Source organism: Chitinophaga sp. RAB17 (genome assembly GCF_052114225.1).
Classification (GTDB): domain Bacteria; phylum Bacteroidota; class Bacteroidia; order Chitinophagales; family Chitinophagaceae; genus Chitinophaga.
The window spans coordinates 135,819-148,327 of the sequence record NZ_JBFREI010000010.1 but is presented as its reverse complement, the minus strand read 5'-3'; the positions used below and the strand labels follow the sequence as shown (position 1 = coordinate 148,327).

Below are 12,509 nucleotides of genomic sequence, written 5' to 3'. Positions count from 1 at the left end.
GGCCAATTAAATAAACGGTTAATAGTGTACATGAACAGCGCAGACGAAATATACAGGCTAATGACTGAAAAGCTTGCGGGAATAATTTCCGCAGCGGATGATCAATTGTTGGAGGATCTAATCGAAGAAGATGCTGCAGTACGGGAGAAATGGGAACAACTTTCTATGATCCCCATACCTCCTCCCCCGGCCCCCTGGCTGGAGGTGATCGATTTTAAACCGAAGAAATCCCTGCGCCGCGTACTCGTGACATGGTCGGCAGCAGCGGCAGTACTGGCACTCGTAGCCCTGACAGCCTGGAAATGGAACATTATCTTCCCCCGTAAACAGGCCCAGGCAGCGGTGGTCATTCCTGATGTACTATTGGAAATAGCCGGTCAGCCTACCGTCAATCTTACAAAATCTACCGGCAATATTAACGTTGGCGGCAAACAAATTATCAACAAGGATAATACGCTCTTTCTCAATACCGGTGAAGAATTACCTGCTGGTATGAATTCACTGATCGTGCCGCAGGGTAAGAGCTATGAAGTAGCCCTCCCGGATGGCTCCGTAGTAACGCTCAATGCTTCCACCCGGATGGACTTCCCTTTTAGCTTTAAAGGCAACAACAGGGAAATTACGCTTAACGGGGAAGCCTATCTTAAAATAGCGAAACAGGCAGGTAAGCCTTTCCTGGTGCACCTTCCCAATAGTACTGTAGAAGTATTGGGTACTACCTTTAATGTGAACAGCTACGATAGCAGCGTGGTAAAAGTTTCCCTGGTAGATGGTAAAGTGCGAATGAAAGCCGGCAGGAAGACCGTTATGATGAAACCCGGACAACAGGCCATCTTCCATAAGAAAAACGCCACCATTGATACACAACCGTTTAATGCCACCGTTGAACTGGGCTGGCAGAAGGGACTTTATTGTTTCTCAGACACACGAATGGATGAAATATGTAACGTTATTTTCCGCTGGTACGGCGTCCACGCATCCCTGGACAATCCGGAAATCGCCAGCAGACCCTTTACCGGCTTATTGGACAAGAAAACGCCCATCGGTTTTCTCCTTGAAGGGATAAAAGCCACTACCGGAACTGATTATTATTTTACCGCAGACAGCACACTGCATTTCAAATAATAGGCAACACAAAGGCAAGTAACCATGAAGCAACCAGAAAACAAGTACCTCCTGATTGATCGGAATGATCGTGTCTACACCACCTACGAGTGCATTCCCAGCTACCTCCAGTCCCAGCTGATCCCTTATGCCAAATGTTATACAGATATTGATGATAACGGCATTATTATAGACCAGCAACTGCAGATGGACGAGCTTAGTATCTATTACCACCTCATACATCTGAAAGAAGGTGTGGAACTAACAACGGTGCCTCCATCCAAATACCTGCTACCAGCCACCGTATCCGGTTTTGCCGACAACAATACGCCCGTTTCCATGAAAATGCGGCTCAGCAAAAAAGCAGGTGATGCTTTTAACCCGGCCTCGGACGATGGCACGATGGTGACGGAAAGGGAATTCATCATGAACTTCCATGTAAATCTCAACATTCACCACCTGACAGCTTTGAAAGAAGAATTTCCCCTCTTTGGCATCATTAACAAAGTAGGCGTAAAAGAAGCTTTAAACCCTTCCAACAGGCTCCCATTCCGGTTGAATGAGGTGAACTACCAGGTGATGAACCGGATACTGAACTGTAAGCTGATAGGCAAAGCTGCTGATCTTTTTTTCCGGCGCAGTGCCATTGACTTCTACAGTACTTACCTGCGCTACCTGGCTCCCATAGCTCCGGTTATGCTGAAAGAAAGTCACCAGCAGCAACTCCGGGAAATTGCCCATTATATTATTCAGCATCCCGCAGAAGCAGGCAGTGTAGAAAACCTCTGCAGCAAATTCGGGGTAGTGCCTGAATTTCTGGGCAGACCCTTCGAACAGGAATACCATATTCCGGTGAATGCACTGATACAACAGGAAAACATGGCGCTGGCGTTTAAAATGATCACTGAAACGAATCATACCCTCACGTATATTTCCACCTTCACCAAACATAACAGTTGGGAAGAACTGACAGAGGAATTCGAACAATATTATAAATGTAACATCGCGGATTTGCGAAAAGCACAATAACCCCTACTTGTGGTCACCCGGCGGCGGCAGTATGCCGCTGCTGAGTGCCATTTGAAATCTGTCGTTCCGGTCATGCCTGCCGGAAAATATTTGCGGCTACTTCCCTTCTACAGGTAATCCTTTTAATAATTCCCGGATAAACAGATCTGCAGCTTTTTTATGATAGGTTTCTTTTTGCCAGATAATATAAGCACGGCGTTGTAACTCCCTGCCCTCAAGAGGAATGCCCACCAGGTTTTTCCAGCCCAGCAATGCCCGCTCGTTCAGTAACGTGGCCCAATGTCCCTTTTCTACCAGCGACAATATAGAGTGTACATCATTCATTTCAATTCTTACAGCCGGCTGAATCTTATTTCGCTCCAGCACTTCATCCACGGAGTCGCGGGCGCTGAAGCCCCGGGAGGCGAAGATCAGGTCCATGCCCGTCAGACTTTGCAGGTTGATCTTTTTCATTCCTGCCAGCTTGTGCTTTTTCGATACGGCAACTACAATTTTGGAGCGAAACAGTTCCTTTGTCTCCAGATCTTTATAAAAGGCTTCCTGGTGAAAAGCGAGTACCAGGTCGAGCTCCGAGGCCCGCAACTTACTTTCCAGCAACTCCGTGGTGCCATATTCAATATATATTTTGATGCCGGGATATTTTACCGGGAAGGTAGTTAGTGCGGGCAACAGGAAAGAAGTAAAAGCATACGTAACGCCTATACGTAAATCCCCGCTCAGCATATTTTGCAGGTCCTGAATAGCTTGTCGCCCTTTCTCTACGTCCAGCAGTATTTGCCTGGCATGCAACAGAAATACGCCGCCGGCTTCCGTGAGGTGTACATGTTTACCAATCCGGTCGAACAACAGCATGCCCAGCTCATTTTCCAGTTGCTTGATCTGCTGCGATAAAGTCGACTGCGTAATATACAGCGCGGCGGCAGCGGCTGTGAAGTGCGCTGTTTCTGCGGCCTTTACGAAATACATCAGTTGGCGTAGCTCCATACATCAATCGTTTTTACCAATGAATATCATTAAAACAATCTATTTAACAAATATATCAATCTTCCCGAAATTTGCACCAGATTATAAATGGCCTACTGCCTCAAATATGTTAATCAGATGGATGTTTTTCGTGCTTTAAATTCCCGGAATTTCCGGCTCTTCTTCTACGGACAATCAATTTCACTTATAGGTACCTGGATGCAGAAAACAGCAGTATGCTGGCTCGTATACCGCCTCACTAATTCGGCCGTGTTGCTGGGAGTAGTGAGCTTTGTAAGTCTTATTCCTTCCCTGCTGCTGTCGCCATATGCGGGTAGTTATATAGACCGTCATAACCGTTACCGCATACTGATGATCACGCAGGTCATTTCGATGCTGCAGGCAGGTGCATTGGCATTGATGATCCTGTTGCGTAACTACAATATCCCGGGGATCATTTTTCTTTCGCTTGTACAGGGCGTGATCAATGCGTTTGATGTCACCTGCCGTCAGTCGCTGATGGTAGAGATGGTGGAGAAAAGAGAAGACCTCCCCAATGCCATCGCCCTGAATTCTACCATGGCAAACTTTGCACGTATTGCGGGTCCGGCGCTGGCAGGGATCATACTGAGTACTTTTGGTGAGGACATCTGTTTTGTCAGCAACTTTCTGAGTTACATTCCTGTATTGATTTCGTTGTGGATGATGAAAATTGTGTTGCCTCCCGTCATTAAATCCGACAGGAGTATTTGGGCGGAGCTGAAGGAAGGTTTTCATTATATTTCGGGAGATAAGGACCTGGCCTCCCTCCTGCTGATGCTAAGTGCCAGTAGTTTATTCGTTATTCCTTTTAACACCCTGATGCCGGTATTTGCAAAAGATATTTTCAATGGAGATGCTAAAACATTCAGTTGGTTTGAAAGTGCCGCCGGACTGGGATCTATTGTGTCCGCCATCTACATGGCCAAACTAAAGCCCCATAAAGACCTGGTGAAGATCCTCATTACCGCCAGCCTGGTATTTTCGTTGAGTGTGTTGCTGCTGGCCTTTTCCGGCTGGTTGCCGCTTGCCTTATTATTCATGATGCTTTCCGGCGTGGGTATGATGGCACAAACAGCGTCTATCAACACCTACATTCAAACACATGCTATCCCGTCAATGCGGGCCAGGGCTATCAGTTATTATATCATGGCGTTCCAGGGTATTATCCCGGTGGGTAGTTTGCTTACCGGATTGCTCGCTCACTTTATTGGTCCCCGGTTAACTGTTTTCGTAGCTGGTTTGGCAGGAGCCATTGCTACCGTGATCTTTGTGAACTACCGTAAAAAAATACGCACCACGCCGTATGAGATACCGAATGGTGCGAAAATGGCAGCTTGAGCAACCCTGCCTGTTCATCGCTTGCACCTCTTTCAGCCTATCTAAATAGATAACGTATATTTTATATATAGTAAAAATATAAATAAGTATATCTACGCATTATTTACGTAGCGTAATTCTACTTATTTATTAACTTAAATTAGATTTGGTGAATAATTCCAATGGAAATAATTAATTTCATTTTGGAATGAACCCGACCCAATTATCCAACCCTATTTTATGTATTTCTCATTGTTAGCCATTCTACGATTTAAGGTGATTACATATATCCTTACTCCTATCCTTACCCGGGACAGGAAAACTGACATTAAATACCATACAATAGTCATGTCCCTTTGAAAACAGATGATATGACGAATAAACCCTGTTATACCATAACTGTACGAACTATCTGTTTATTTTTTCTTTTATCAGTCTGGTGTACACCAGCATTAGCGCAATATACGCTTCAAGGAGTGATGTCAGATAGTTCGCATCATCTGTTATCCGATATACCTGTTCAACTTGTGTCTACAGATAGTGCCAGTCAGTACAATACCGTCACTGATAAACTGGGAAAGTTTACTTTTAATAATCTCACGCAACAGCGCTATCAACTGAAAATAAACAGCGTAAATTATCAACTTGCCGGCAAGCTGATCATCCCTTTGCAGCGGGATACTTTCATTACCGTAAATCTTTCGGATCCCAGCAGGACATTAAAAGAAATAACCGTCACGTCAAGCCGGCCCGTTTTTAAAAAAGAGATTGACCGGTTTGTTTTTAATGTTCAAAACACCAGCCTCGTTGCGGGAAACAACATTTGGGGTGTTTTAACACAAACCCCCATGGTGAATGCACAGGAATCGGGCACCTTATCCCTTTTGGGGACACAAGGCGTTTCTGTTTATATAAATAACCGGAAAAGTGTTTTAAGCGGAAAAGACCTGCAACAATACCTGAGCAGTATACCCTCTGACAATATTCAACAGATCGAAGTATTTACCATGCCGCCCAGTAAATACGAAGCAGGAAACCCGGGAGGGGTCATAAATATTGTGCTCAAAAAAAATGAAGCAGAAGGGTTGAATGGATCCGTTGGTGTTACAGATAACCAGGCCACCTATAATTCACAAAGCGGAAACATAGCGCTGAACTACCGTAGTAAAAAGTATGGCCAGCAGTTGACGGTAAACAGTGGCTCCCGCAGAGGGTATTATTATAGCGACAATGACATTACGTATACCGGTAAACAAAAAGAACTAATCCATAACCAGACAATAAAGAAACCTGAAAATTATACTGGCTTCTCAACATCTGCAGACTATACCATCAGCCCTAAGTCCGTTATAGGTGCAGTAGCAGAATACAGAACTGCCCATGCAAATGATTATAACAGTGGATATAATATTATTAATTACATTGATAGTGGTCAGAAGGAAGAACAGTATTATAATGAGAACCCGGAAAGGAGAAATACTAATTACTTATCCTTCAACCTTAACTACCAGTTTACTGATCCCAAAAGGAAACAGGAACTAATGATCAGTGCTGACTACTTCGATTATCAGAACGATCAACTTGCACGATTTCTGTCCTTTAACAGGAGCAATCCTGATAGCGTTCATAGCGGGTATCGTAACGCTACTTCACAGCATATCCGTAACTATGCTGTCAAGGCGGACTACACGAAGACGCTTGCAGGTAATATAAAATTGGAAACTGGCGTACGTTTTTCACGGACGCAAACAAATAACGACCTGCTCTCAGATAATTATGTAACCGGAGAATGGATCATCAATACAAACCGATCCAATAAGTTCAGGTACAAAGAAAGTATAGCAGCTGCTTATGTTTCTTTGTACAGGAAATTTAATGAACATGTAGAAGTAAAGGCTGGAGGAAGAATAGAAGAGACATCATTGGAAACAGCACAAATAACATCAAAACAAACCGGCTCCCGCCAATACTTTAATTTCTTCCCCACAGCCTATCTCAATTATACCATCAATGATAAAAATGTGCTCTCGTTTGCTGTGAGAAGTGATATCCGGCGCCCATCCTACTCGCAACTGAACCCTTTCATAAATATCATCAGTGATAAATACCTGGTGAAAGGGAATCCGGAGCTAAGACCGTCCAACAGTATGATTGCAGAAATCACTTATACGCTCAATAAGGATTATATTTTCATAGCACGCTATACCAGGGAGAATCATCTTTTTGAACAAATAGCTATTGTAATTCCGCCCGACACCACTTTATTGGACAGATTTAACTACGGCAATTCTGATGAATGGGGCCTGACAAGTATCATCAATAAGTCGTTGATGAAAAACAAATGGAAAATCACGTTAACCAATTCTTTTTCCCTCTTTAAACAAAGCGTTGATGTACCGCAGGTCATGAGCAATACCAGGAATTTCCTGTATATGTGTAACCTGTCACAGCAATTCAGCAATATCTTTAACAGTAAAATTGATGTTTCATTTAACGGAAGCTACCTGAGTAAGATAGTGAGCGCCAACAGTGAAATTACAGGATTCGGAGAGGTTGGTATCGGCCTTTTACGAAAGATACCCGCCTGGAATACACAGCTTTCCTTATATGCAGGAGATATATTTAATACACAACGATTAAAACACTTTTATAGCATAAATGATTTCTCTGTATCCGATATGACTGGATTCAGCGATACACGATTTATAAGGATTACAATAACCCAAAAGATAGGAAGCAACAAAATAAAAGCTGTAAAAAGAAAAAGTACCAGTAACGGAGAAGAAGCCAATAGAGTTCAATAGCATTCCGGCGTTAACCCAACGATAGACAGGCATATGAATTAACCCTCAGGCATTGTTGCAAAATACCTGCCTGCAAAGCATAGCAAAGTTATTACCTGGTAACAAAGAAATATATTCCGGATATATAAAAACCGGTTGATTGCAACATCCGGTGCATCTGAATGGCATACAGATGTAAATCGCTATGCCTGTTATTTTTCCTTAAACTCAATTTATGAAAAATTCAAAACTTAAAGCGCTGATGCTCCGGCAGAATATTGCGCTGCAACAACAAAAAGAAAACCAGGATGATTTTCTGATCATCAATGAAGAAAGTACGTTTCACCTGCAGGGTGGTAACGCTGCCGGCCCATGCATCGATCAGGTAGAATCTGATGGCACCTGCGCTGGCAATACCTGCGGGACTTATAAGAGTAGTTGTGACTGTACTGATAATGGCTGTAAGATTTATTAGTCATCTGTACCAGGAATGATTACGTCATCTCCAGGCAATACCGCCCCGTAAGGCAGTATTGTTCTTTAATGATCTGTTTTTCACATAAAATATTTATTATGAAATTTAAATTATCCAGGTATGTATACGTGAGCCAGGATGCTGATATAATGCCTGATCACTCACTCGTATATGTTACAAGAACAGGTGTTGCCATTGAGTTGCCAAACACTCATGTGGCATTGCTTCAATCAGGCGAATATGAGCAGCTTTCCATAGATCTGCAGAAAAAACTGATTCGCAACGAAGTGTTGGTTCCTGAGGGAGAAGATGAGTTGAAGAGTATTCTTGAATATAATAAAACGGAAGTGAAGGATCGTAAAACACTTAGCTATACCATCCAACCTTCCGCCAATTGCCAGTTAGGCTGTCATTACTGCGGGCAAAGCCATACCAAACATGTGATGAATGAAACGGTGGCTGATCTTATGATCAGCAGGATTGAAGAAAAAATTATTTCCAAAGGAAAGGACATCAGTACCCTCTATATTACCTGGTATGGCGGAGAACCCATCACAGGGCTGAGCAGCATTGAATACAACTCGCAAAAGCTCATGCAACTGGCAGCGGTACATAACCTGCGATATGAAGCAGAAATTATCACCAACGCGCTGGCACTGAAGCAGGACCTCTTCGAAAAACTGGTAACGCAATATAAAATCATGGACTACCAGATTACCATAGATGGCACCGCTGATTTTCACGATAAACGCAGGATGCTGAAAAATGGTACTGCCTCTTTTGAGATCATCTTCAATAATGTGGTGGCCATCGCGTTGTCTGATTTCTTTGCCACATCCGGCGCGCGCATTAATATCCGTTGCAATGTTGATGCAGAGAATAAAGAAAATGTATTTGAACTGCTGGAGCAGATGAAAGCAGCCGGCATACTGGGTAAAGTTGGTTTTTATATCTCAGCGGTACATGACTGGGGAGATAACGGAGCCAGCAAAGTGCATGGTATCAGTAAGGAAGACTTTGCACAGTTCGAGATAGAAGTTTTTATGAAGCTGCAGGAATATGAAGCACTCAATCCAGGTAACCTGATACCTCAACGCAGTACCTATACCTGTATGGTGGTGGATGAATCCGCAGAAGTGTTCGATGCGCATGGCAACATTTCAACCTGCTGGGATGTACCCTATACTACCTCCTATTTTAATACGCCCTACGTGTCAGGAAATCTTCGGCAGATCGAAAAAGTAGACACCAGCAATGCTATTATGAGACATTGGTACGATGAAATCCCAACCAACGACACCTGGTGCAAGAAATGTACTTTTCTTCCTGTTTGTGGCGGCTCCTGCCCTAAAGAGTGGAATTTTGGTACTCCTGCATGCCCATCATTTAAATTCAATATCGATGAGCGGTTGTTTTTGAGAAAAATGCTAACCCAGTAAACGGATGGATACATTTATTATTTCAATTATTCCTCACCTCCATACAACGATATATGAACAACTACGAAATGAATAATGCGATTGACAACTTCCTGTATCAGTTTGGTTCAATAGAAGCCATAGATGCGCCTTCCGGCAAAAGTGCCACCTATCATATTTATAATAAGCTGGAAGAAGCCTACAGCGAAGAACTGAGTAATGATGAAATCAGGAAGATGTTCTATCATTTCTATTGTTATGAAACGTGCCTGCAACATCTGAAGAAAAGGGAACTGCATACATCTGAGATGCTGTTTGAAAAAATTGTTGCACTTGACCGGAATTTTGATAGTCGCATAAAAGCTGGGATGGAACTAATCTTCTGGGCGATGTCGGCCTACCGGCAACATGTACAGGGCAACCTGGATGCAGCTCTTCAGGAGCTAGACACAGCCATACAGCATTGTGAAGAACAGGCTAAGCTATTTCCTCTGATAGTATCCTCTATACAGGAACAATGGCTTAACAGGTTGCGGGTGCAATTCCGGAAAAAAGACCTGGAAGCTGCACGTATAGAAGCAGAAAACCTGTTCTGCTTCACCTTCACAGGAGCCTGGAAACCAGGAAAGGAATATATAACGGCCGCTTTACTCGCCCTGCAACCGGACGATCAGCGTACAATGCTCTGGCATATCTTCCGTCAGCTGCTGATGGAGCTGCAGCGTCCCGGTGTTTTTAGCAGCAGCGAGCAGGACGCATTTATGCGCCAGTTATGTGCTTCCATTTACAAAAAAATAGCAGCGCCGGCTATTAACAAGGATGGCTTTGATATGGTGGTGCTATTACATACCTATTATCATGGAAGCCCTGTTGAATTTATCGGGATGCTTAACGAATGTTTTGACTCATTCAGACAAGCTGCCAAAAACGTACAAAAGCTGGTCATCCGTTGTTTTCTGGATTTACTGTTACAGTATGAATACGATATTACAAAGCATAACAACTATGAAATGTTCTGTAACACCCTGGAGAAAAAATTGGGCGTAAGCACTACTGCTATTACGGCTCCAACCGCTTAAACTAATGCATGATTATGAAAAGATTTCCTCACTTCACACAGTTGGAATTTTCAGATTGCGGCCCAACCTGTCTGAAGATCATCCTGAAGTACTACGGAAAAGATTGTAGTCTTGCCCACCTGCGCGACATCTGTGCTGTAACGCGAGCCGGAATTACAATGGGCGACCTGATCACTGCAGCCCGGGTACTGCATTTTAATGCAACGGTATACCAGATGACAGTGGAAAGCCTGACCAGGAACAAAATACTGCCATGTATTTTGCACTGGAAACAGGATCATTTTGTGGTGTTATATAAAATATCAGAAAAAGGTTATTTCTATATTTCAGATCCCGGTTACGGTAGAATAAAAATGCCGGCCCGTGAATTTTTGCGTATGTGGCAAGGCAACAATGAAAAAGGCGTTGCCTTGCTATTAATACCGACAGAAGAATTTCTTACTGCGCCTTTCCCTCCGGTACAAAAATGGGAAGGTTTAAAAAAAGGGCTAACATTTACGGCGCACCATCTTCGGGAGCACCGAGGGAAACTGCTACTGCTCATCGTTTTTCTTCTTTTGAGTACTTCCCTGGCTTATTTGTTGCCCATTACAATGCAGCAACTCGTTGATAAAGGTATAAACCCCAAAAATATCAATGTAGTCTGGGCGGTATTGCTTTTCCAGGGGGGAATCCTGATGGGACAGATTTTATTTGACTGGCTGCGTGGCCTGATAGGAGTCCGTTTCAGCACTCAGGTGAGCATGGAAGTAGTTTCACAGTTTCTCTATAAGCTTATAAGACTGCCGGTACGCTTTTTCGACAACAGAATGAATGCCGACATCCTTCAACGGATTGATGATCAGCAACGGATAGAGTTATTCCTCACTCAACGTATCATTCAGACATTGTTCTCCATCGTACTGATAACCATACTGTCTGTCAGACTACTTCATTATAATGCGCCGGTCTTCCCGGTGTTCTTCTTTATGAGCGCGTTCTCCATCACCTGGATATTTTTATTCCAGGCGCAAAGAAAGAATATTGATTATTACAATTTCAGGCTGGCTTCAGAAAACCGAAATGCCCAAATGGAGCTGATTACTGGTATGCGCGAGGTGAAAATCAATAATGCCCAACACAATAAGGTCAGTACCTGGAGAAAGATACAATTGGAGCTTTACCAGTTAAAGTTGCAATCACTTCGCCTTAATCTTTATCAAACGATGGGCGTAAGTGCAATTACCCAGCTTAAAAATATTATCATCAACGCCTTATGCGCTGTTTGGGTGATACGCGGCGACATTACCATAGGGGAAATGATGGGCATAGGCTATATTACCGGCATGCTTTCCGCGCCCATAGAGTCACTCGCAGACTTTATGCGGATAGCGCAGGAAGCAATCATTTCAGTAGAACGTATTGACGAAATCCATAGGAAAGAAGATGAAAATAATGCGGATAAAATCCCTCCTCCGGATGTGATACACGATGGAATATTCTTAGAGGATGTGAGTTTTAAATATGATGGGAGTTATCAGCCATATGTGCTTAAAAATATCTCCCTACACATCCCCAAAGGGCAAATTACGGCCATTGTAGGTAGCAGCGGGAGCGGGAAAACAACCCTCCTTAAATTGTTACTTGGGTTCTATTCGCTACAAAACGGGCGCATTTCAATTGATAAAACTGACATGAGAAACGTGAATACTGATCACTGGAGAAACCGTTGTGGCATAGTTATGCAGGATGGATATATTTTTAGCGGCACTATACTGGAAAATATTGCATTATCAGACGACACCCCTGATATCCAGCGTCTCTGGGAAGCGCTGAGAATTGCCTGCCTTGATGATTTCATTAATAGCCTGCCAATGAAATTCAATACTAAAATAGGTAATTCCGGAGCGGATCTGAGTGGTGGACAAAAGCAAAGAATATTGATTGCAAGAGCAGTTTATAAAAACCCGGACTTCCTCTATTTAGATGAAGCCACCAGCTCTCTTGATGCCAGGAATGAAAAGGCCATTATTAACAACCTTGATAGTTTCATGAAAAACAAAACAGTAGTCATCGTTGCACACCGGTTAAGTACCGTTAAGAATGCCGATCAGATCATTGTGCTGGAAAAAGGAGAAATAATAGAACATGGTACACATACCGAGCTGGTTCAAAGCAGAAATAAATACTTTGAGCTTATCCGGAACCAGCTGGAACTCGGCACCTGAGGCAGATGTCAATCATGTCTGAGAAAAATTTTTAATCGTTAGCCAGGTTGATAGTTCTGAGCATGGTAATCCAGACTGATAAACTATCAAGG

9 protein-coding genes are annotated in these 12,509 nt (G+C 43.2%); 8 read left to right on the top strand and 1 reads right to left on the bottom strand.

All coding sequences use genetic code 11. The features are described from left to right. Nucleotides 1–60: 60 nt before the first annotated feature. Together AB4Z08_RS27335 and AB4Z08_RS27330 are read left to right on the top strand one after the other, a co-directional pair. Nucleotides 61–1,125, top strand: coding sequence for a FecR family protein (locus AB4Z08_RS27335; RefSeq protein ID WP_441576967.1), 1,065 nt, complete (start codon nucleotides 61–63; stop codon nucleotides 1,123–1,125). Nucleotides 1,126–1,149: 24 nt separating this feature from the next. Then, the gene (locus tag AB4Z08_RS27330; protein WP_441576966.1) at nucleotides 1,150–2,133 is read left to right on the top strand and encodes a hypothetical protein; all 984 of its coding nucleotides are present in this window, start codon (nucleotides 1,150–1,152) and stop codon (nucleotides 2,131–2,133) included. Nucleotides 2,134–2,229: 96 nt separating this feature from the next. On the opposite strand, the gene AB4Z08_RS27325 is transcribed toward AB4Z08_RS27330, so the two are convergent. After that, a complete protein-coding gene (locus tag AB4Z08_RS27325; protein WP_441576965.1) occupies nucleotides 2,230–3,117 on the bottom strand; it encodes a LysR substrate-binding domain-containing protein in 888 nt (295 codons plus the stop codon). 117 nt (nucleotides 3,118–3,234) lie between these two features. Here AB4Z08_RS27325 and AB4Z08_RS27320 point away from each other — a divergent pair, with 117 nt between their 5' ends. The 6 genes from AB4Z08_RS27320 (at nucleotide 3,235) to AB4Z08_RS27295 (ending at nucleotide 12,417) form a co-directional block, all read left to right on the top strand. Further along, complete coding sequence (locus tag AB4Z08_RS27320) at nucleotides 3,235–4,476, top strand: MFS transporter (RefSeq protein WP_441576964.1); 1,242 nt, start codon at nucleotides 3,235–3,237, stop codon at nucleotides 4,474–4,476. 350 nt (nucleotides 4,477–4,826) lie between these two features. Next, nucleotides 4,827–7,259 (top strand): outer membrane beta-barrel protein, encoded by a 2,433-nt coding sequence (locus tag AB4Z08_RS27315; protein WP_441576963.1) that lies wholly within the window; start codon nucleotides 4,827–4,829, stop codon nucleotides 7,257–7,259. A gap of 214 nt (nucleotides 7,260–7,473) precedes the next feature. Further along, nucleotides 7,474–7,713, top strand: coding sequence for a hypothetical protein (locus AB4Z08_RS27310; protein WP_441576962.1), 240 nt, complete (start codon nucleotides 7,474–7,476; stop codon nucleotides 7,711–7,713). A 98-nt stretch (nucleotides 7,714–7,811) separates the two neighbouring features. Continuing rightward, nucleotides 7,812–9,152, top strand: coding sequence for a radical SAM protein (locus AB4Z08_RS27305; RefSeq protein ID WP_441576961.1), 1,341 nt, complete (start codon nucleotides 7,812–7,814; stop codon nucleotides 9,150–9,152). Nucleotides 9,153–9,205: 53 nt separating this feature from the next. Further along, the gene (locus AB4Z08_RS27300; protein WP_441576960.1) at nucleotides 9,206–10,210 is read left to right on the top strand and encodes a hypothetical protein; all 1,005 of its coding nucleotides are present in this window, start codon (nucleotides 9,206–9,208) and stop codon (nucleotides 10,208–10,210) included. Nucleotides 10,211–10,224: 14 nt separating this feature from the next. After that, nucleotides 10,225–12,417, top strand: coding sequence for a peptidase domain-containing ABC transporter (locus AB4Z08_RS27295; protein WP_441576959.1), 2,193 nt, complete (start codon nucleotides 10,225–10,227; stop codon nucleotides 12,415–12,417). Nucleotides 12,418–12,509: the final 92 nt, after the last annotated feature.

Bases quoted from the DNA above. Each gene is read 5' to 3' on its own strand.
- AB4Z08_RS27335 (WP_441576967.1), top strand. From the start codon at position 61: ATGACTGAAAAGCTTGCGGGAATAATTTCCGCAGCGGATGATCAATTG.
- AB4Z08_RS27330 (WP_441576966.1), top strand. From the start codon at position 1,150: ATGAAGCAACCAGAAAACAAGTACCTCCTGATTGATCGGAATGATCGT.
- AB4Z08_RS27325 (WP_441576965.1), bottom strand. From the start codon at position 3,117: ATGGAGCTACGCCAACTGATGTATTTCGTAAAGGCCGCAGAAACAGCG.
- AB4Z08_RS27320 (WP_441576964.1), top strand. From the start codon at position 3,235: ATGGATGTTTTTCGTGCTTTAAATTCCCGGAATTTCCGGCTCTTCTTC.
- AB4Z08_RS27315 (WP_441576963.1), top strand. From the start codon at position 4,827: ATGACGAATAAACCCTGTTATACCATAACTGTACGAACTATCTGTTTA.
- AB4Z08_RS27310 (WP_441576962.1), top strand. From the start codon at position 7,474: ATGAAAAATTCAAAACTTAAAGCGCTGATGCTCCGGCAGAATATTGCG.
- AB4Z08_RS27305 (WP_441576961.1), top strand. From the start codon at position 7,812: ATGAAATTTAAATTATCCAGGTATGTATACGTGAGCCAGGATGCTGAT.
- AB4Z08_RS27300 (WP_441576960.1), top strand. From the start codon at position 9,206: ATGAACAACTACGAAATGAATAATGCGATTGACAACTTCCTGTATCAG.
- AB4Z08_RS27295 (WP_441576959.1), top strand. From the start codon at position 10,225: ATGAAAAGATTTCCTCACTTCACACAGTTGGAATTTTCAGATTGCGGC.